Below are 17677 nucleotides of genomic sequence, written 5' to 3'. Positions count from 1 at the left end.
ATTCCCGCGGATCGGGAATGACATCCGAGCCATTGCGAGCCTAAAGCAAATTGCCCTCGGAGATCGCGCGAAGGGCGAAGCCGAGCGCGATGATGCCCCACCCCTTGAACAGCAGATCGATGCCCAGGAAGGTGCCGATCGCCCAAAGCCCGGTGAACGGCCAGCCGGTCAGCAAAAGCGCGCCGAGCACGAGCGCGACGCCGCCCTGAAGCAGATACATCCAGAGCCCGTCGATGTGAGAGGTTAGCGCGAAGCCGATGATCAGCACGCCTTCGGCGATGAAATAGAACGCGATCAGCAACGTGATCGCTTCGGCGCTGATCGCCGGGCGCGTCAGCAGCATGATTCCGACGATCGCCAGAAGCACCGCCCAGACGACGTGGACGAAGAAGTCCGTCCATAAGCCTGCCGTCGTAAAGGCGAATATCAGGACGGAAACCGCGCTGACGACGAGCAGAACGCCAAGAAAGCCGACCGCGATGAAGGTCGCCATCCTGGCTCGGATGATTGCGAGGATTCCAAGCGCTCCAACCAGTATGCCAAGGGCGATGACCCAGCCCCAATGAACGGCGAGGACGTCGGGAGCGACTGAAACGAAAGAGTCAAACTGGCGCTGCATCTAAGACTTCCCTGTCAGGGTGGCGAAAGCCTGATCTTTGCCTATCAGCGGCAAATAGCAAGTCGATAATTGCGACCGAACAAATTCACGGGCGACGGCGTTCCGCTCAGCCAGAGTCTCGAACAAATTGCACCGCGAATCGCGTTCTTGAAAAAACATGGACTCCGAGCGCCGTTTCGAGCCGCTAACGGATGGTGATCTCGCACGATTAAGGGAGATTGCTCAGAACGCGTTACGCGACAAAGCAATCCGAAAGCCTGTCAGGCGACGCTACCAAGAGCGGCGGCTAATATTCTCTGCAAGAGGCGGGCTGTCGAACTTCGCGCGCGTCCTCAGGCGAGTCGTCTCAGTCGCAGTTAACGGGCAACGCTTACAAATTGAGCACCAGCAGATCACTCTTGGCGCGCGACACGCAGGCCAGAAAATAGCCTTCCGCCTTCTCTTCGTCAGAGAGGCGCTTGTCGCGATGATCGGCTTCGCCTTCGATGACCTTGATCTTGCAGGCCCCGCACATGCCCTGCTCGCAGGAAGTGGGAATCTTCACGCCCTGCTCCTCGAGAAAAGCCGTGACCGTCTTGTCGCCGGGGACTTTATAGATGGCGCCCGTGCTGGCGATCTTGACTTCGAAGACTTTGTCGAGCGCCGCCGGCGGCACTTTCGCCGTGAAGCGCTCGACATGGATGCGTTCCTTGGACCAGCCTTTCTGCTCGGCGATGTTGATGATGGGATCCTGCCACCAATCGACGCCACAGATAAAGAGTTGCGTCTCCTCAGGCCGATCCGCCAAAATCGCCGCAGGGTTGAGCAGTTTGTTCAACTCGCTGGACTCGTAATAATACTCCACGTTCTCAGCGAAATTAGATGCGGCGATCATCTCGCCGAACGAACCCGGCGACATCATCGCATAGACGTAGTGCAACTCGAAGGGCACGTCCTGGCGCTTAAGATGATCGGCGACGCTCAGGATCGGCGTCACGCCGATGCCCCGCGCCATCAATATCGCGCGCTTGATTTGCCGCGGCACGCGAAACCGATTTCTCGGCGCGCCCACCTGCAGCGTATCGCCGACGTTCACCTGCACATGCAGCGCTTTGGAGCCGCCGCGGCTGTTGGCGTCGTTCCATACGCCAATGACGTAGCGATGGCGTTCCGTCGCGCTGTTGCATAAGGAATATTGGCGCACCAGGCCGCCAGGAACAGTCACGTCGACATGCGCGCCAGCCGAGAAGGCAGGCAGATCGGCGCCGGCGGGATCGACCAGTTCGAACGAGGCCATATTGTGGGCCTCGTCGGTCTTCTTGGCCACAATGACATTACGCAGGGTATCGTCCATCGCGTCGTCCCATCGAGATGCGGAACAGAGCGCAGAAAGTAGCAAGAAGCATACCCCACGAGGGGTCGCCGCTGAGCGGGGCCAGGGCGAACCGACAATGTCACCAATCGGCCAAAAAGCCTGGGTTGCGTCTCCTCTTTGGCGATCTTGTGCGACATTCTTGCGCCTCATCACGGGCGCGGTTCGCCGTAGCTCCGTGAAGGCTTTGATCTTGTTTGTGATTTTCAAACAGCCAAACTGGGCACCCTTCTTGAATTAAACGTACGGCGAGGAGGCCGCATGGCTGAGGCCGAGATCACCATCCCGAGTCTGATCGAACGGCTATCGGACGCCGACGCTCTGCCGAGCGACATCCGCGGCTATCACAGGCGCACGAAACACGCCCCGACACGCTATGCGCTGGGGCCCGCCTTTCTCGATTGGACTTCGCAGCCTTCGCCCTTCCGGCGCTTCGACGGCGCTCCGCTGATCGAACTGCCGTTGCGCGATCGCGAAGAGACTGCGCCCTTCCCCGGCCCTGCGTTACGCTCCGCTCCGCTCGACCGTATGGCGCTAGGCCTGTTCCTCGAGCTCGGCTTCGGAATCAGCGCCTGGAAAAGTAACGAAGGCTCGACTTGGGCGCTGCGCAACAATCCGTCTTCCGGAAATCTGCATCCGACCGAAATCTATGTCCTCGCCAACGCCGCCGACGGGCTCGGCGAGAGCGCCGCCCTTTATCACTACGCGCCGGAAGATCATGCGCTGGAGCGTCGCGCCGTTTTTGAAACGCCGGTCGTTTTGCCCGAAGGCGGCTTTGTGCTTGGGCTGAGTTCCGTGCCCTGGCGCGAAAGCTGGAAATACGGCGAGCGCGCGTTTCGCTATTGCCAACTCGACGTCGGTCATGCGATCGGCGCCGCCGCGCAGGCCGCCGCCGCGCTCGGCTGGCGCGCGCATCTCCTGTGCGAACCTGGCGACGCCGAAATCGCGGCGCTGCTCGGCCTCGATCGGCCGGACGCTTCACATCGGCGCGAAGAAGAACATCCTGATGCGCTGTTGTGGATCACGACGGATCAGACCGCGCCGCCAGCCTCGGACGATTCCAGTTTTGCGCGCGCGTCGCGGCGTTGGACAGGAGCGGCAAATCGCTTGAGCGAAGACCACGACGGCTGGCCGCTCGTCGATCGGGCGACGCGGCTCTGCGTCAAGCCCCGCACGCCGACATTGGCGCCCGTGTCGCGCGTTGCGCCGAAAGCCGCGTTCCCTTTCCCGCTGCCGGACATCGGGCGCGTGGTGCGGCGCCGGCGCAGCGCGCAGCGCATGGACGGCGTCGCCCGCCTCTCGCACGAGGCGTTTTGCGCGCTGCTGACATCGACGCTTCCCGGCGCCGAGCCTTGCCTGGCGCCCTTCTCCTGGCCGCCGCGCCTAAATTTGCTGCTCTTCGTGCATCGCGTCGAGGGCGTGGAGCCCGGTCTCTATCTGCTGCAGCGCGACGCCGAAGCCACGGCGCGGCTGCGCGAAATGTCGGCGATGGCGTTGCTTTGGACGCCGATCGAGATCGGCGCTCTCAAACTCTTTCGCCTGCGGCGCGGCTCCGTCGAACGCGAGGCGAGCATGAACGCCTGCCGCCAGGCGATCGCCGGCAAGGGTTGTTTCGCCGTCGCAATGATCGGCGATTTCGACCGCACGCTGCAAGAGGACGGCGACTTCGGCTATCGCGTTCTGCACTGGGAAGCCGGCGCGATCGGCCAAGCGCTCTATCTCTGGGCCAGCGCCATCGGCCTTTCCGGCACTGGGATCGGTTGCTTCTTCGACGATGAAATCCACGCGATGCTGGGCCTGTCGCCAGAACAATACGCCTTTCAGGACATCTACCACTTCACCGTCGGCGCCGCGCTCGAAGACTCGCGCATGCTGACGCTCCCCGCCTACTCTGAAGAGATGCGCGAGCGAACATGAACATTCAAATCGAAAGGCCTCATGTCGAAGCGCTGATTGCGCGCTTTCCCGCCCATTCGGGGCTCTCTTCGCAACTGCGCTTCGGCGACAGAGTCGAACTCGATCTCGCGCATCTCTCCAGCGCCGAATTCGACTTCCTCGAAGATCTGTATCAGCAGTCCGGTCCAGAATTGCGCGCAAGAGCCGCGCAACTCGCAACGCTGCGCTCGGCGCTGGAGTCGCAGGGCAAACGCTTTGAGGCCGGCGATCTTGAAGACGTATTGCCGGCGCTGGTCAAATATCTGACGACCGACGCGCTGCGCGGCTGGCTGTTCACGGCGAGCGTCGCCGCCAAGGCGCTGCCCTATGTCGTGACGCGATTCGACTATGTGCCGGCCTCCAACGACGAGGCTGGCAAAATCCTGATCGAACTGAAGGCCAACGCCAAGGGCACGCTGCAAACCAATCTGATGCGCATCATGGCGCCCGATATCGTCGGCCGAACAATCAGCGAAATCCTCGCCGCCAAGGGCTTCTTGCGCGAGACCCCGGCATTGATCGAAGCGTTTGACGCGGCGAGCGAGACCTATTTCGATTGGCGCGGCCGTTATGGCGCGCAATTTTCTGGCAAAGGCACGGGCTTTCACGCCGAAGACCCCAATGCGACGCATCGCGACACGGACTGGACGCGCAAGGACGTCATCGTGCTCTCGACGAGCGGCGGCGAGGCGCGGCTCGTCAACGACGAGGCGGTGCTCTCAGCGCGCAGCCTGACGCTGGAGGCCGCAGGCGACGTGCTCGGGCATTTCCTGCGCAAGGCGGGCAAGAGCAATAATTTCTCCGGCGAGGACGAGATCGCCGAGCTGCGCGAACAGATTCCGCCAGGGCTCTTCACGCAGATTCCCGTGCATCCCTACATTCTGATGTTTCATCTCGATCTGCACCATCACGTCTGGGTACATGTCGACGAAATGCAGCTCTATCGCTATCAGCCCGAGTTGAAGCACAAGCTTGTTCTGCCCGAGGAGCAGACCGATCTCATCGACATTCTGACCGCAGAGATGGATGTGCTCATGGACGACATCGTACAGGGCAAGTCCGGCGGCACGACGGTGCTCTGTGCCGGCCCGCCCGGCGTCGGCAAGACGCTGACCGCGGAAGTCTATTCGGAAATCATTCAGCGTCCGCTGTACCGCGTGCATTCCGGCCAATTGGGCCTCAACGTATCGACGATGGAGACGGCGCTGAAGGAGATATTGACCCGCACCCAGCGTTGGGGCGCGGTGATGCTGATCGACGAGGCCGACGTCTACATCAAGCGCCGCGACGACAACATCGCGATGAACGCCGTCGTCGGCGTTTTCCTGCGCGTGCTCGAATATTTTAATGGTCTACTGTTCCTGACGACGAACCGTGTCGACGACATCGACGAAGCGATCGTCTCGCGCTGCATCGCTCTGATCAAATACAACCCGCCCGACGCTGACGCCAAGCGCCGTATCTGGCGGGTGATGTCCGAGCAATTCGGGCTCAAAGTCGACGACCTGCTCATCGACCAACTCGTCGAGATTTTCCCCGCCGCCACGGGACGCGACATAAAGGGGTTGGCTAAACTCACAGCGAAGTTCTGCCACCAGAAGTCTGTGCCGCCGAGCCTCAATGTGTTCCGCCGCTGCGCGATCTTCCGCGGCCTCGACACGGCGCATGCGGCATAAAGCCCGGCGCGCGAAAAGGCCGAACCCGGTTTTTCGCGAGAAGCGCGCTACATGCTTTGACAGCGATCACGTTTTCTGCGACGGGGCGACCCGGTCCGAAGGCGGCGTGATCTGGCGATCAGGAACACGAGAATGGAAGAGGCGCGGCTGACGTCGCCATCGGTCGCGCGTAACCGCGAACCGATCCTGGAGGCGTTGCGTCCCGTTCTGCCGCCGCAGAGCGTCGTGCTCGAAATCGCCAGCGGCTCGGGCGAGCATGCGGCATTCTTCGCGGAGAAATTCCCGAATCTCGACTTTTGTCCCTCCGATCCCGAGCCTACAGCGCGGCGCAGCATCGCTGCCTGGCTGCCTATCGCTCGACCTCGCCAATCTTCGCGCACCCTTGGCGCTCGATGCGCGCGAAGACGATTGGCCGATCGACGCCGCCGACGCGATCCTCTGCATCAACATGATCCACATCTCGCCCTGGTCGGCGACGGAAGGCTTGTTCAAAGGCGCAGCGAAAATCCTTCCGAGCAACGCGCCGCTTTATCTTTACGGCTCCTATAAGCGCCGGGGCGTCGAGACGGCGCCGAGCAATGTTGAATTCGAGACTTGGCTGAAGACGAAAGATCCGGCGTTCGGTTTGCGCGACTTGGAGGCCGTCGCCGGCTGCGCCTCGCGCAACGGCTTTCTCGAGCCCGCTGTCATCGAAATGCCGGCCAACAATCTCAGCGTGATCTTTCGCCGCGCATAGATCACGCAGCATTTGGGCGTAATCGCCCAAATGCAGATAACGTGATCGATACCCAAAGTTTGAGCGCACTCTACGCGAAAAACCGGTTCCCACTTTTTCGTGAGCCGCGCTCCAAGCCCGTTTCAGCCGTCTAATCCGCCCGACAGTCGCTCGCGCCAGCGCTCGCGAAAGGCGCTGGCCAAATCTTCGCTCGCAAAAGCCACCTCGATCGACCATTCGGTGGTGCGCGTATCGTCCGGGCCAGATCCGTTCCGCTTTATGCCAGATGATGCGTGGCCAGTCTGGATTGCGCTGCGGCTTGCCGCCCTCGCGCGACGATGGCCGGCCGACGCGCGCAATCAGCCAATCCATGATTTCGGGCCGAAAGGTGGCGCCAAAGAACAGCCCATGCCGACCCATGCGGTCGGGAGCGCGAAAGATTTGCTGGTTGAGCCAGGCGAAGGCAGGCGGATCAGACCCGTTGTGAAAGCAACGCAGCGCCAGCAGCCGGAATCCCATCGGGATGGAAAGCGCCGGCACGGCGTTGACGCATCCCGCAGACTCCTGCAACGCCGCAGCGGCGGAGCCGTGATTTTCCATCCTCACGCGCTCTCCCCCCGCCCCACTTCGGGCGGCGGCCGATCAACCGCCTTCAGCGCGTCGAGCACGGCGATCAGCGCGCGGCGTCCGTCCTCGACCGCCTCCGCCTCCGTGCCGCCGACGCCAAAGCAGCCAGGAATCTCCGGGTAAGACAGGATGTAATAGCCGCCCTCCTCGGGCGGCGCGCGCCCCAGCTTGGTCCGATAGGCGGGCCCGTCGCTCATTTGTCCAGCTCGTCCATGAGGTCGACCATAGCGACGAAGGCCTTTACATGAACGCTTCTCACCTTCGCCTTCATCGGGATGGCGACGCAATTCAGCACGGAAGGATGCGTGAACACGACATGCGTTCCCGTAACCTTGCGGAACTTGATGGCGTATTGCGAGGCGGTGATTTCAAAGTCGGCGGGCGTCCAGTCCCCGCCCGGATCGTTGCGAAACGCCTCCAAGCGCTTGTTGTGCACGGCGACGCCTCCCGTCGGTAGCGGCTCGAATCTTGCTCGCCGTCGATGCAAATTCGCAGCCAGCCTTACGGAGCGCCCTTTATGTTTGTTCGCGTCTGCAAGGAGGACACTCTCATGGAGGGAGGGATGCGCGTTGTCATCGCCGACGCGCAGCTGATCGTTCTCGCCTGGCCGGAAAACGGCGTCGTCAAAGCATTTCAAGGAGTCTGTCCGCACACCAACATTCCCCTGGCGGACGCCGATTTCGACGGGACGATGCTCACCTGTCCGCTGCATTCGTGGTGTTGGGACATGAACAGCGGCCAGCCCACCCATCCGCATGCGACGCCGCTCGCCGAATATCCGGTGCGGATCGAAGACGGCGTCGTCTATATCGACGCGGCAGGCGTCGCGCCGATCTTCGCAGAACCCTGAGAAACGCTGGTCCGTATATTGCGAGACGGCAATCGCGCGAGGGAGGGTGGACGAGCATGGCGTTGGATCTGAAAGCCGATTGGACGAACGAAGAGCTCGCCCAGCTTATGGGTTCCGTCGAAGACGACCGAGACTGGCGTCTCGAAGTCAGCGCCGTAGGCATTGCCGATCTTTGCGACAAGACCGCCAATCCCACCGGCGCCGATTATGACGAGACGCTGCACTGTTTTTTTGAAACCTGGATGCAGGGAACCGATTTCGTCGGAGGCTCGGCTGCCGCGGACAAGACGCTCGTCGGAAAGATCGCGAAAGCCCTGCGCGATAATTATCCAGAATTGAAGGCGGGGAAATTCGTTTATGTGGATTTGTAGCGCAGTCCGACGCCGCGCGGCGGCCCGCGCCGCGCCGCTCGCTGGCTTGCATTTTGCTTTCGCTCGGTGCCGGAGGGACGATGACACACGTGCGATTCAGCGAATTTCTGTCCAATCGAAGCGTGCCCTTCGTAATCGTTCTGGGCACGAATGAGATTGCTTCGGCGGTTGCCGCGCGTCTGACCCAGGAAGGTTGCCGCGTCGTGATCAGTCACGACCCCTACCCGCCCGTCATTCGGCGCGGCATGGCGTTCCACGACGCTCTCTTCAACGATCATACCGAGGTCGATGGCGTTCAGGGCTGCCGCGTCGAGACTGCGCTGGAAATCGTCCGGGCGTTGACGGTAACCGGCGTCGTCGCGGTGACCTCGCTGCAACTGACAGATCTCATCGCGCTGCGCATACCCGACGTGCTGATCGACGCGCGACTGCAAAAACGCCGCATGACGACCAATCTGCGCAACATCGCGAATCTCTCCATTGGCCTCGGGCCGCAGTTTGCTGCCGGCTTGAACTGTGACGTCGCGATAGAGACGCATCCCGACCATGCCGGCGAACTCATCGAAACCGGCGAAACTCGACCCAACGACCATATTCCGCGCTACCTGGGCGGCATCGGCCGCGGCCGCTTCGTCTATTCCACCCGAGACGGCGTTTGGCGCACGCCGCTCGACATTGGCGCGCGAATCTTCAAGAATTACCTGATTGGTCTCCTCGACGGTCACCGCGTCTTTTCGCCCATGGACGGCTTCCTGCGCGGCATTGCGCGCGACGGAGTGGTCGTGCCGCAAAATGTGAAACTCGTCGAGGTCGATCCGCGCGGGCGCGCCTCGAGTTGGACGGGCAGCGACGAGCATGGGCGCACCATAGCGGACGCCGCATATCGCGTAATCGCCAAGGCTCGCCGACGCTGCTGGGCGCGGTCCGTCACCGAAACCTATCATTGAAGCTTGAGGCCGTGACGACGTCCATGCTCGACAATCCCTCATCGATATACGACCGCATCGGCGGCTTGGACACGGTCGACCGGCTCGTCGAAACCTTCTACCGCAACATGGATGAATTGCCGGAAGCGCGAGGCATACGCGCCGTTCACGCCGACGACTTGGGACCGACGCGCGCCATTCTGAAGGTCTATCTGGCCGAATGGCTCGGCGGCCCTAAAGAATATTCGGCCAAAAAGGGACATCCGCGCCTGCGCATGCGGCATGGGCATTTGCGCATCGGTCCGGCTGAACGCGACGCCTGGATGTTGTGCATGAACGGCGCGCTCGATGCGACGATCGAAGACGTCGGCATACGCGAAGGCCTGCGCGAAAATCTCGCCAAGCTCGCCGATTGGATGCGCAATGATCCGAATAATGCGCATGACAAGCGCCATTGAGCGCGGCGGCAGGCATCACTCAATCTCGATGTCTGACGAAATGAAGAAAACTGCGCCGCCTATCGGCTGAGGCGCGCGCGTCGCATCAGATGCGATAGCCTTCTTCAGCGAGCACCTGCCGGACGGCCGGGCGCGTTTTCATGCGCGCGTAATGCGCCTGACAATTGCTTGGCAGCGTCATGCCGGTCTTGTCGGCCCAAAACTCCACGTAGAACAGCGCCGCGTCGGCAAGCGAAAAGCCGCCGGCGACATAGTCCTTGCCCGCAAGTTCCGTATCGATCGCGGTCAGCGCCGCCACGACGATTTCGCGTCCTTCGGCCTTGATCGCCTCGACGTCGGCCTGTCGCCCGGCGTAGCGCTCCGGCGTGAACACGCGTCGAAAGCCTTCGCCGTGAATATGCTGAACGCAAAAATGCATGGCGGCCAACGCCGCCTCGCGCGCATCCGCGCTCTCCGGAAGAAGCTTGCGACGTGGATAGGTCTCCGCAAGCCATAAGGCGATCGAGTGAAAATCCGTCAGCGCGACACCGTCGTCGCGCAACAGAGTTGGGATCGTGCCATTCGGGTTGATCGCCAAATAGTCCGGCTTGAGGTGATCGCCCTTGACGAGATTGACGATGTAGGCCTCGAAAACCAGCCCGATCTCTTCCAGCAGGATGTGTATGCCCGTGGAGCAAGATCCGGGCGTCATATAGAATTTCATTCCCCGCGTGCCTTGCGCGTCTGATCGGCGTCGAGTGATCTCAGCCGAATTTGAACAGCACGCCGTAGCCGCCGCGCGGATAATTCCATTCGATGTCGCCGCTCGGCTCGGCAATGATCCGGCACGTGCCGCATTCGACGCAGCCGTCGGTCGCGATCTCGACCTGCCCCGCAGAGTTCATTTCATAGCAATGCGCCGGACAGACGTTCAGCAGGCTAAGAAGTTGCGGCGACGGCTTGGTGTGTGGACGCACCTTGATGTGGGCGCGGCCGGCGTCGACGAGATAGCGATTGAGGTAAAGCTTGTCCTCTACCCGGACAGCTGATTCTGCGCTCATTGTCCTTCTCCGTTGCTAAAGCGTATCGCGCCCGACTACCTCCACGCGCGCGCCAGCCGAACGGCGTCGCCGACCAGTCCGGTCAGCGAACGCGCCGCAAGGAAGGAGCGGAACGTGGTCTTCTCTTTTTCCCGCTTCGTCGTGCCGTCGACGCGCAGGAAATTCGTCATCGCCTTCGAGACGAGCTGCGGATAGGTCAGGAAGAAGTTCTGCGCCTGGATGTGAAGCAGGTCCGGCATGTCGCGATATTTCTTCAAATCCTTCATGACGAAGGATTCGTCGAGCATCTTCTTGTAGAGCGCCAAATTCTCCTTCGTCATCGGATCGCGGCGCGACTTGATCTGGAAGATCGCTTCCGCGGCGAGCCGGCCGGAGGTCATCGCCAGATTTGAGCCTTCGCGATGGACGGCGTTGTTCAACTGCGCGGCGTCGCCAACCACGACCCAGCCATCGCCATAGAGCTGCGGAATCGCCTTGAAGCCGCCTTCAGGGATCAGATGCGCAGCGTATTCCTTGACTTCCGAGCCTGCGATGAGCGCCGCCACCGAAGGATGCTGCTTGAACTTTTCCAAAAGCCCGTATGGCGTCTGCCCCGTCTTCTCGAAATCCGCGACGAGACAGCCGATGCCGAGCGAGATCGACTCCTTATTGGTGTAAATGAAGCCCATCCCGGTCATGCCTTGCGAGATGGTGCCGACCGCCTCGATGACCGCGCCTTCGTCGCCGCGCAGATTGAAGCGGGCTTCCAGAATTTCTTGCGGAAGGAAGTGCATTTCCTTGACCGCCAGAGCGACATTGTTCTTGTCGGGCGTCTTGCGTAGGCCGGCTCTCGTGCCAAGCAGCCCGCTGACGCCTTCCGCCAGCACGACGACGTCGGCGCCGACCTGTCCGTTCTTGCGGTCCGTGCGCACGCCGATGACTTTTCCATAGGCGTCCTGCAACAGTTCCAGGACGGTGGTTTCGCACAGAACGACCGCGCCGGCCTCCTGAACCTTCTTGGAGAACCATTTGTCGAATTGCGCGCGGATGATCGTGTAGCGGTTAGGACGCTCCTCGTTGAATTCGTCAGAGCGGTAATGGAGTCCCGTGTGGGAGTTGTCGTCCATCATCCAGAAGCGCTGCTCGACGAGATGGCGCTCCAGGGGCGCGTCTTCACGGAAGTCCGGGACAAGCTTCTCCAGCATGTCAGAATAGAGGATCGCGCCCTGCACATTCTTGGAGCCGGAATATTCGCCGCGCTCCAATTGCAGGACCTTGAGGCCCTTGCGCGCCAGCGTCAGGGCGGCGGCGTTGCCGGCCATGCCGGCGCCAACAACGATCGCGTCGAATCTTTCTTCGATCATGCGTATCTCCCCTAGCTCGCTAGACGGTCGCGCTGGTGCGGAGACAATCGTTTCGAGAACGCTTCCGTGAGTGCAGGCAAAAGCCGTACCGCGTCGGTGACGATCCCGACATGGGCGAAATCGAAGATCGGCGCGTTCTTGTCGGTGTTGATCGCGACGATGTAATCCGCGCCCTCGACGCCTACGCGATGCTGGATCGCGCCGGAGATGCCCGCGGCGATGTAAAGCTTGGGTCGGATGGTTTTGCCGGTCTGGCCGATCTGTCGGTCCGAGCTGACCCATCCCTTTTGCACGAGCGGGCGCGAACAGCCGAATTCCGCGCCGATCGCGCTCGCCAGCTGGCGGATAAGTTGGAAGTTTTCCGGAGAACCAAGACCGAGGCCGCCGGCGACGACCACGTCGGCGAAAGCCAAATTGGATTTTGTCGAATCGCGGTCTGGCAGAAAGGACAACACTTTCGTGACAATGTCGTCTTCCACCAGGCCGAGCGGATGTTCGATCACCCGACCGATCGGTTTTTCCACTCGCTCGGGCATTGGCATCACGCGCGGGCGCACGGTCGCCATTTGCGGGCGATAGTTGAGCGTGAAGATCGTGCAGAGCAGCGAGCCGCCGAATGTCGGACGCGTCGCGGCGAGCGAACCTTCCGCGTCAACGTCGAGTTCCGTACAATCGGCGGTGAGACCTGTCAGCAGCGTCGTCGCCACCGAGCCGGCGAGATCGCGCCCCAAAATCGTCGCGCCGAGCAGCAGGATTTCCGGCTTATAGGCGTTGACGAGATCCGTCATCGCCTTGGTGTAGCTCTCGTTGCGGTAATCCGTGAGGATGTCGTCCGTGACGAGATAGGCGAGGTCTGCGCCATAGTTGAAGCTTTCCCGCACGACGGACTGCGTCGCCTCGTTGCGCGCCCCAACGACGACCGCCGCGAGATCGACCCCGAGCTTGTTGGCGAGAATTCGCCCCGCGCCCATCAGCTCCCAAGAGACGGGATGAGCTTGTCCTCGCTCCTGCTCGATGAAGACCCAGACATGCTTGTAGGCTTTGAGATGCTCGGGCAGCTCTTTTTTGGCCGCCGCGCGCCCCGCCGGAGCAGGAGCCTTTGCCGTGTCGTTCATGTGTCGCGCTCCTGTTTCAAGATCAATAGCCGCGCGTCAATTGCCCGAGCTCGGCTTCGAGTTTCGGCCGGCGCTTGAACAATTCATCGACGAAGGCGTCTCCCGGCTTGTCGCCGAGCTCAATGAACTCAGCCTTTTCCGCACGCGGCTTCGGCGCGAAGACGCGCTTGACGATCGTCGGCGAGCCCCGCAGTCCGCATTTGGTGATGTCCTCGACGCCGGCGTCCTGGGCGCTCCATTTGATGATCGTCGCCCGCGCCGCCGCCAACGCGTCGCTCAGCGAACCAATTCGCATCTCGTTGACGCCTTCGAGGATCGAGATCAGGCAGGGCATTTTACTGCGCAACTTCTGCACGCCGCCCTCGCTGCGCCGCTCGACGTCGATCGTGCCGGCCTCGAGATCGACCTTGTCGATATGCGAGACATAAGTGAGCTGCATCAGGCCGAGCCGCTTGGCGACGCCCGGTCCCACCTGCGCAGTGTCGCCGTCGATCGTCTGCTTGCCGGTGAAGACGATGTTGGGCGAACCAAACTCCACACCGATCTTGCGAATGGCCGTCGCCAGCGCATATGTCGTCGCCAGCGTGTCGGCGCCGGCGAAGAAGCGGTCGGTCAAGAGCACAGCGCGGTTGGCGCCAAAGCTCAGCGCCTTACGCAGGCTATCCTCGGCGGAGGGCGGCCCCATGGTGAGGATGGTGACCTCGCCGCCGAACTGTTGTCGCAGCCGCAGCGCCTCTTCGATCGCGAAGAGATCATATGGGTTGATGATCGTCGGAACGCCCTGGCGCATGATCGTGTTGGTTACCGGGTGAACCCGGATCTGCGCCGAGTCGGGCACTTGCTTCATGCAGACGACGATATGCATTCGAGTTATCCCCGCATATTCTCTAGGATTCACTTCAGAACGTTGAGCTGCACCAATGACGGCGGCGCCGCCGGCTTGACGGCGTCCTTGTGGACTTTGAACAAGCGCTCGTCGATCGGCGTCGATGTCAGAAAGTCCTGATAGGCGCGCTCCAAAAAGTCTTTGCAGCGCTCAGCGACCTTGGCGTCGTCAGACTCGGAGAAATCCTCGCTGAAGAGATACTGCCCCATGCGCCGCAGAATATGGAGGCGCGCGACATTCACCACTTTCGGATCATATTCGACGCCGAGAAGCGCGAAGAATTCTTCCGCGCAGGAGGCCTTTTTCAGTTGCTCCAGAATGGCGGGCTCGGACATTTTGGTCTCCTTCAAACGATTTCCGCCGGCTCCGGCTTCGGCGCGGCGCCAGCGTGGGTCTTCGCGGTAGACTCGCGTTCCCGCAGACGCCTCTGCAGGTGCGACACCCGCGTCTCCAAAAACTCAACGCGATCAAGCAGGACCGAGAAGGCCTCGCCGACCGGGTCGGGCATCAGATGGTGATTGAGGTTGATGCGGCCGTCGAACGTGCAGCGGCCGATGTCGCGATGCACGATCTTTGCCGGGATTCCGACCACCGTGGCGTCGCGCATCACATTTTCGATCACGACGGAATTCGCGCCCACGCGCGCATTGCGGCCGATCGTAATGGGACCGAGAATCTTCGCGCCGGCGCCGACGATCACCTCGTCTTCGAGCGTTGGATGGCGCTTGCCCGGCGACCAGGAGACGCCGCCGAGCGTCACGCCGTGGTAGAGCGTCACGTCGTCGCCGACGACCGCCGTCTCGCCAATGACGACGCCGGCGCCGTGGTCGATGAAAAAGCGTCGCCCGATCGTCGCGCCGGGATGGATGTCCACATTGGTCAGAAAGCGCGCAAACCAGGAGAGGAGCCGCGCCCCGAAGCGATGATCGTTGACCCACAGCCAATTTGCGAGGCGGTGCCAAATGACGGCGTGCAGCCCGGGATAAGTGAGCAGCGTCTCGAGACGTCCGCGGGCGGCCGGATCGCGCGTCGCGACGCAAGCCAGGTCCTCGCGGATCAGCTGCAAGCGCGTCGGCTCCGTCACCGCCGTCGCCGCCTTGGTCTGCGCTGCCTCGTTCGATATCGTGGCGACTCGTTCGAGCATGACCCCTCACATGCCTCTCGCGTGAGTGCTCGCGCAGACGCTGCGCCAGATCGAGGTCAAGGCCTCGCCGCTGACCGGCCCCTTATGATCAAGCGCATGCGCGCGCACGCATGAGACGATCTCGCCGAGTTCCTCAACGCTGACCGACAAATCCAATCGTCGCAGCATCGCGGTGACCGCCGCCGAGCCGGAATGCTTGCCGATCACGATCTCATGCACGCGCCCGAGCACGCTTGGATCGAAGGCTCCATAGGTGCGCGGATCCTTGAGCAGCCCATCGACGTGAATGCCGGATTCATGGGTGAAGACATGTTCGCCGACGATGGACTTGTTGAGCGGGATCGGTCGCCGCGCCGCGGCGGAGACGAGCGCCGCGACGTTTCGCAATTCAGTGAGCACGATGCCGGTTTCATATTTGTGGAGCTGACGCGCCGCCACGGCGACTTCTTCGAGCGGCGCATTGCCGGCGCGCTCGCCGAGCCCGATCACGGTGACCGACGCATGCGTCGCGCCCGCCCGAATGCCCGCCAATGTGTTGGCGGTGGCAAGACCCAAATCGTCGTGACAGTGGATTTCGATTTCAAGGTCGCTCGCCGCGCGCAGTTTGGCGATCAGTTCGAATGCGGCGAAAGGATCGAGCACGCTCAACGTGTCGGCGACCCGAAATCGTCGGGCGCCGGCGGCTTGCGCGACCGCCATCGTCTCCATCAGGAATTCCGGCTCGGCGCGCGAAGAATCCTCGCCGCCAACCGCGACGTCCAGGCCCTTGTCCCGCGCGTAGGCGACGACGCGCCGCGTCATCTCCAGCGCCTGGGCGCGCCCGCCGCGCAATTTCGCGCCGATCTGCGTTTCGGAGACCGGCACCGACAGATTGACCATCGAAACGCGAGACGCCAGCGCCGCGTCGACATCCTCGACGCGCATCCGGCACCAAGCGATCGCACGAAGCGGCAATCCGGCGTCGACGATCGCTCGGATCATCGCGATCTCCACACCGCCCATCGCCGGCGTTCCGGCTTCGAGTTCAGTGACGCCGGCGCGCGCCAAGGCGCGCGCAATTTCGAGTTTTTCTGCGCAGGTGAAAGCGACGCCCGGGGCCTGTTCGCCATCCCTCAACGTGGTGTCGTTCAACACCACATCAAGCGTTCTCTGCGTCGGCGAAGCGACGGGAGGGCGCGAACTCGTTAGGGGCATATATGTCGTCATCGACTCATACGAACGCCCAAGGCACCCGCTTTCCTGGAACCAGGGAACAATCGCGCAACTGCTACAAGCATTTGGACCGCCCCTTCAGTTGAAGGATTTCTGGCAGCCGCAGGTCGAGCTTGCGTTGGGATTTTCGAAGGTAAAGCCGGAACCGGCGAGATCCTGGCGAAACCCGAGCGTCATGCCTTCCAGGCGCGGACGCGAGGCCGGATCGATCAGCACGCGTATGCCGTCCGCCTCGACGACGATGTCGTCGTTTCTCTGCAGCGGATCAAGATCGACGACATATTCGTAGCCGGCGCAGCCGCCTTCCTTAACCAGGATGCGCAGGCCGCCCTCCTGTTGAGAGGCCCGCGCCATCGCATCCTTTACCGCTGCGACGGCTGCCTGCGAGACCGTGATCATACTGGAGCCTCCGAGATGAAACTGCCTGTGCTTGAATAAGCAATCGACATGCCATCCCGATTTCGCGCCAAAACCGCCAGTCCGACGGGCAAATTTTGTGATTGTCGAAAACCCGACAGAAAGTTGTTCGAATGAACTTACACTGTCTGCCTGGCGGCGGGCGCGGTAGGCGGTTGCGCTGCTGACGCGAAGCGGCTGGCCCCCGTTTCCGGGCCATAGCAGAGGTCGTAGTCGGCGCAGTTCGAGCACACCGGCGTGCTACACATGACGAAACCGTCGTTTTCACACATCATGCGGTAGATGAACCGCTTCCAGCGCATGTTCTTGTCGTTGCGTCGGGCGAGCGGCGCGAAATGGCGCCCGATCAGCCGCGTCAACTCAGATCTGTCGCGAAGCCCGAGGTCCTCCCAAAGATGGTTGGGCTCCATGGCGCGGCGGGCGATCATGCCGGCGAGCCAACGACCGCAGTCTCCTTCGCTGGAGCGGTTCTCCAGAAGAAGCTCGCGTACGATTTCTATTTCGTCGGCGTCGACAGGATTCTCCATCCCGTCAGTGGACGGGTCGATCCTGCGCGCGGCGAACCAGAGAGAAAACAGATCGGCGAGTTCAGCGTCCGACAGACCGGCCCGCGCCGCGAGGCTTCCACCCTCGCTCAACGCCAAGGCGAGAATCGACGCCAGAACGTGACGGTCGAAACTCGCATCGCCGTCGATGTTCGCCGCCTCCGGCAAAACCCCAGTCAGTTCGCGATAAGTGTTCGCGGCGTCACGAACGCGCCGTCCGCTCTCCGTCTCCGCGGATGCGAAGCCAGCGCTCTCGATGTCCGGAAAGGCGTGCACCATTATGTCACGCTCCGCGAAGAAAAAAACGTCGGCCTCCGGCTTATGGGAGGCCGACGCTCATGCATTGAGGGTTAGGCGATGGCCTGGAGTTCGGCGGCGGTCTTGCCGATCTGGCTCTCGTCGACCGCCTTCATGATGCCGTGCTCCATCAGCATGTCTTCGAGCTCG

The 17677-nt window shown here is 61.9% G+C and carries 20 protein-coding genes and 2 pseudogenes; 7 read left to right on the top strand and 15 right to left on the bottom strand.

Annotation, left to right across the window (positions count from 1 at the left end; genetic code table 11):
• Positions 1-40: 40 nt before the first annotated feature.
• Both QZ964_RS05770 and QZ964_RS05765 read right to left on the bottom strand, forming a co-directional pair.
• Positions 41-619, bottom strand: a complete 579-nt coding sequence (locus QZ964_RS05770; protein WP_292529814.1) for an HdeD family acid-resistance protein — start codon at positions 617-619, stop codon at positions 41-43.
• Positions 620-989: 370 nt separating this feature from the next.
• On the bottom strand, positions 990-1952 hold the full coding sequence (locus tag QZ964_RS05765; RefSeq protein WP_292529812.1) for a PDR/VanB family oxidoreductase: 963 nt from the start codon (positions 1950-1952) through the stop codon (positions 990-992).
• A 279-nt stretch (positions 1953-2231) separates the two neighbouring features.
• Here QZ964_RS05765 and QZ964_RS05760 point away from each other — a divergent pair, with 279 nt between their 5' ends.
• The 3 genes and pseudogenes from QZ964_RS05760 to QZ964_RS05750 all read left to right on the top strand — a co-directional run bounded on the left by QZ964_RS05760 (position 2232) and on the right by QZ964_RS05750 (position 6317).
• The gene (locus QZ964_RS05760; RefSeq protein ID WP_292529810.1) at positions 2232-3887 is read left to right on the top strand and encodes a SagB/ThcOx family dehydrogenase; all 1656 of its coding nucleotides are present in this window, start codon (positions 2232-2234) and stop codon (positions 3885-3887) included.
• Positions 3884-5581, top strand: a complete 1698-nt coding sequence (locus QZ964_RS05755; protein ID WP_292529808.1) for an ATP-binding protein — start codon at positions 3884-3886, stop codon at positions 5579-5581. Before QZ964_RS05760 ends, QZ964_RS05755 begins: the two co-directional genes overlap by 4 nt.
• Before the next feature lie 132 nt (positions 5582-5713).
• Positions 5714-6317 (top strand): annotated as a pseudogene (locus tag QZ964_RS05750) (DUF938 domain-containing protein).
• 581 nt (positions 6318-6898) lie between these two features.
• Here the strand turns inward: QZ964_RS05750 and QZ964_RS05745 are convergent.
• Together QZ964_RS05745 and QZ964_RS05740 are read right to left on the bottom strand one after the other, a co-directional pair.
• Positions 6899-7120 carry a type II toxin-antitoxin system HicB family antitoxin gene (locus QZ964_RS05745; protein ID WP_292529806.1) on the bottom strand — a complete coding sequence of 74 codons (222 nt, stop codon included), beginning with the start codon at positions 7118-7120 and terminating at the stop codon, positions 6899-6901.
• Entirely contained in the window at positions 7117-7359 is a 243-nt protein-coding gene (locus QZ964_RS05740) for a hypothetical protein (protein WP_292529803.1), read from the bottom strand. Before QZ964_RS05740 ends, QZ964_RS05745 begins: the two co-directional genes overlap by 4 nt.
• A gap of 81 nt (positions 7360-7440) precedes the next feature.
• Between QZ964_RS05740 and QZ964_RS05735 the strand changes: the two genes are divergently transcribed.
• The 4 genes from QZ964_RS05735 (at position 7441) to QZ964_RS05720 (ending at position 9528) form a co-directional block, all read left to right on the top strand.
• Positions 7441-7773: a Rieske 2Fe-2S domain-containing protein gene (locus tag QZ964_RS05735; protein ID WP_292529801.1), complete on the top strand. Its 333-nt coding sequence runs from the start codon at positions 7441-7443 to the stop codon at positions 7771-7773.
• Positions 7774-7829: 56 nt separating this feature from the next.
• Positions 7830-8144 carry a hypothetical protein gene (locus QZ964_RS05730; RefSeq protein WP_292529800.1) on the top strand — a complete coding sequence of 105 codons (315 nt, stop codon included), beginning with the start codon at positions 7830-7832 and terminating at the stop codon, positions 8142-8144.
• Positions 8145-8224: 80 nt separating this feature from the next.
• Positions 8225-9091 carry a xanthine dehydrogenase gene (locus QZ964_RS05725; RefSeq protein WP_292529799.1) on the top strand — a complete coding sequence of 289 codons (867 nt, stop codon included), beginning with the start codon at positions 8225-8227 and terminating at the stop codon, positions 9089-9091.
• A gap of 23 nt (positions 9092-9114) precedes the next feature.
• Positions 9115-9528 carry a group II truncated hemoglobin gene (locus QZ964_RS05720; RefSeq protein WP_292529851.1) on the top strand — a complete coding sequence of 138 codons (414 nt, stop codon included), beginning with the start codon at positions 9115-9117 and terminating at the stop codon, positions 9526-9528.
• 85 nt (positions 9529-9613) lie between these two features.
• Here the strand turns inward: QZ964_RS05720 and QZ964_RS05715 are convergent, their stop codons facing one another.
• From QZ964_RS05715 to nifH, 11 genes and pseudogenes are all read right to left on the bottom strand, one after another.
• Positions 9614-10231, bottom strand: coding sequence for a glutathione S-transferase N-terminal domain-containing protein (locus QZ964_RS05715; RefSeq protein WP_292529797.1), 618 nt, complete (start codon positions 10229-10231; stop codon positions 9614-9616).
• A gap of 40 nt (positions 10232-10271) precedes the next feature.
• Positions 10272-10568: a ferredoxin family protein gene (locus tag QZ964_RS05710; protein ID WP_292529794.1), complete on the bottom strand. Its 297-nt coding sequence runs from the start codon at positions 10566-10568 to the stop codon at positions 10272-10274.
• A gap of 35 nt (positions 10569-10603) precedes the next feature.
• Positions 10604-11911 carry an FAD-dependent oxidoreductase gene (locus QZ964_RS05705; protein WP_292529792.1) on the bottom strand — a complete coding sequence of 436 codons (1308 nt, stop codon included), beginning with the start codon at positions 11909-11911 and terminating at the stop codon, positions 10604-10606.
• Between the two features lie 11 nt (positions 11912-11922).
• Complete coding sequence (locus tag QZ964_RS05700; RefSeq protein ID WP_292529789.1) at positions 11923-13026, bottom strand: electron transfer flavoprotein subunit alpha/FixB family protein; 1104 nt, start codon at positions 13024-13026, stop codon at positions 11923-11925.
• A 22-nt stretch (positions 13027-13048) separates the two neighbouring features.
• Positions 13049-13891: an electron transfer flavoprotein subunit beta/FixA family protein gene (locus QZ964_RS05695; protein ID WP_292529786.1), complete on the bottom strand. Its 843-nt coding sequence runs from the start codon at positions 13889-13891 to the stop codon at positions 13049-13051.
• Positions 13892-13920: 29 nt separating this feature from the next.
• Positions 13921-14247 (bottom strand): nitrogenase stabilizing/protective protein NifW, encoded by a 327-nt coding sequence (nifW, locus tag QZ964_RS05690; protein ID WP_292529784.1) that lies wholly within the window; start codon positions 14245-14247, stop codon positions 13921-13923.
• 11 nt (positions 14248-14258) lie between these two features.
• Positions 14259-15056 carry a serine O-acetyltransferase gene (cysE, locus tag QZ964_RS05685; protein ID WP_292529782.1) on the bottom strand — a complete coding sequence of 266 codons (798 nt, stop codon included), beginning with the start codon at positions 15054-15056 and terminating at the stop codon, positions 14259-14261.
• A gap of 6 nt (positions 15057-15062) precedes the next feature.
• Positions 15063-16250, bottom strand: coding sequence for a homocitrate synthase (gene nifV, locus QZ964_RS05680; protein ID WP_292529848.1), 1188 nt, complete (start codon positions 16248-16250; stop codon positions 15063-15065).
• A gap of 96 nt (positions 16251-16346) precedes the next feature.
• On the bottom strand, positions 16347-16667 hold the full coding sequence (locus tag QZ964_RS05675; protein WP_292529781.1) for an iron-sulfur cluster assembly accessory protein: 321 nt from the start codon (positions 16665-16667) through the stop codon (positions 16347-16349).
• Between the two features lie 137 nt (positions 16668-16804).
• Positions 16805-17509 (bottom strand): nitrogen fixation protein NifQ, encoded by a 705-nt coding sequence (locus QZ964_RS05670; RefSeq protein WP_292529778.1) that lies wholly within the window; start codon positions 17507-17509, stop codon positions 16805-16807.
• Between the two features lie 71 nt (positions 17510-17580).
• Positions 17581-17677 (bottom strand): annotated as a pseudogene (gene nifH / locus QZ964_RS05665) (nitrogenase reductase); the annotation flags it as partial.

It is taken from the genome of Methylocystis sp., assembly GCF_021731785.1.
GTDB lineage: Bacteria > Pseudomonadota > Alphaproteobacteria > Rhizobiales > Beijerinckiaceae > Methylocystis.
The sequence above is the reverse complement of the archived record's forward strand: the minus strand, read 5'-3'. Positions and strand labels throughout refer to the sequence as shown.

Excerpts from the sequence above, each read along its gene's own strand:
- QZ964_RS05770 (WP_292529814.1), bottom strand. The coding sequence starts at position 619 with ATGCAGCGCCAGTTTGACTCTTTCGTTTCAGTCGCTCCCGACGTCCTC.
- QZ964_RS05765 (WP_292529812.1), bottom strand. The coding sequence starts at position 1,952 with ATGGACGATACCCTGCGTAATGTCATTGTGGCCAAGAAGACCGACGAG.
- QZ964_RS05760 (WP_292529810.1), top strand. The coding sequence starts at position 2,232 with ATGGCTGAGGCCGAGATCACCATCCCGAGTCTGATCGAACGGCTATCG.
- QZ964_RS05755 (WP_292529808.1), top strand. The coding sequence starts at position 3,884 with ATGAACATTCAAATCGAAAGGCCTCATGTCGAAGCGCTGATTGCGCGC.
- QZ964_RS05745 (WP_292529806.1), bottom strand. The coding sequence starts at position 7,120 with ATGAGCGACGGGCCCGCCTATCGGACCAAGCTGGGGCGCGCGCCGCCC.
- QZ964_RS05735 (WP_292529801.1), top strand. The coding sequence starts at position 7,441 with ATGTTTGTTCGCGTCTGCAAGGAGGACACTCTCATGGAGGGAGGGATG.
- QZ964_RS05730 (WP_292529800.1), top strand. The coding sequence starts at position 7,830 with ATGGCGTTGGATCTGAAAGCCGATTGGACGAACGAAGAGCTCGCCCAG.
- QZ964_RS05725 (WP_292529799.1), top strand. The coding sequence starts at position 8,225 with ATGACACACGTGCGATTCAGCGAATTTCTGTCCAATCGAAGCGTGCCC.
- QZ964_RS05720 (WP_292529851.1), top strand. The coding sequence starts at position 9,115 with ATGCTCGACAATCCCTCATCGATATACGACCGCATCGGCGGCTTGGAC.
- QZ964_RS05715 (WP_292529797.1), bottom strand. The coding sequence starts at position 10,231 with ATGAAATTCTATATGACGCCCGGATCTTGCTCCACGGGCATACACATC.
- QZ964_RS05710 (WP_292529794.1), bottom strand. The coding sequence starts at position 10,568 with ATGAGCGCAGAATCAGCTGTCCGGGTAGAGGACAAGCTTTACCTCAAT.
- QZ964_RS05705 (WP_292529792.1), bottom strand. The coding sequence starts at position 11,911 with ATGATCGAAGAAAGATTCGACGCGATCGTTGTTGGCGCCGGCATGGCC.
- QZ964_RS05700 (WP_292529789.1), bottom strand. The coding sequence starts at position 13,026 with ATGAACGACACGGCAAAGGCTCCTGCTCCGGCGGGGCGCGCGGCGGCC.
- QZ964_RS05695 (WP_292529786.1), bottom strand. The coding sequence starts at position 13,891 with ATGCATATCGTCGTCTGCATGAAGCAAGTGCCCGACTCGGCGCAGATC.
- nifW (WP_292529784.1), bottom strand. The coding sequence starts at position 14,247 with ATGTCCGAGCCCGCCATTCTGGAGCAACTGAAAAAGGCCTCCTGCGCG.
- cysE (WP_292529782.1), bottom strand. The coding sequence starts at position 15,056 with ATGCTCGAACGAGTCGCCACGATATCGAACGAGGCAGCGCAGACCAAG.
- nifV (WP_292529848.1), bottom strand. The coding sequence starts at position 16,250 with ATGCCCCTAACGAGTTCGCGCCCTCCCGTCGCTTCGCCGACGCAGAGA.
- QZ964_RS05675 (WP_292529781.1), bottom strand. The coding sequence starts at position 16,667 with ATGATCACGGTCTCGCAGGCAGCCGTCGCAGCGGTAAAGGATGCGATG.
- QZ964_RS05670 (WP_292529778.1), bottom strand. The coding sequence starts at position 17,509 with ATGGTGCACGCCTTTCCGGACATCGAGAGCGCTGGCTTCGCATCCGCG.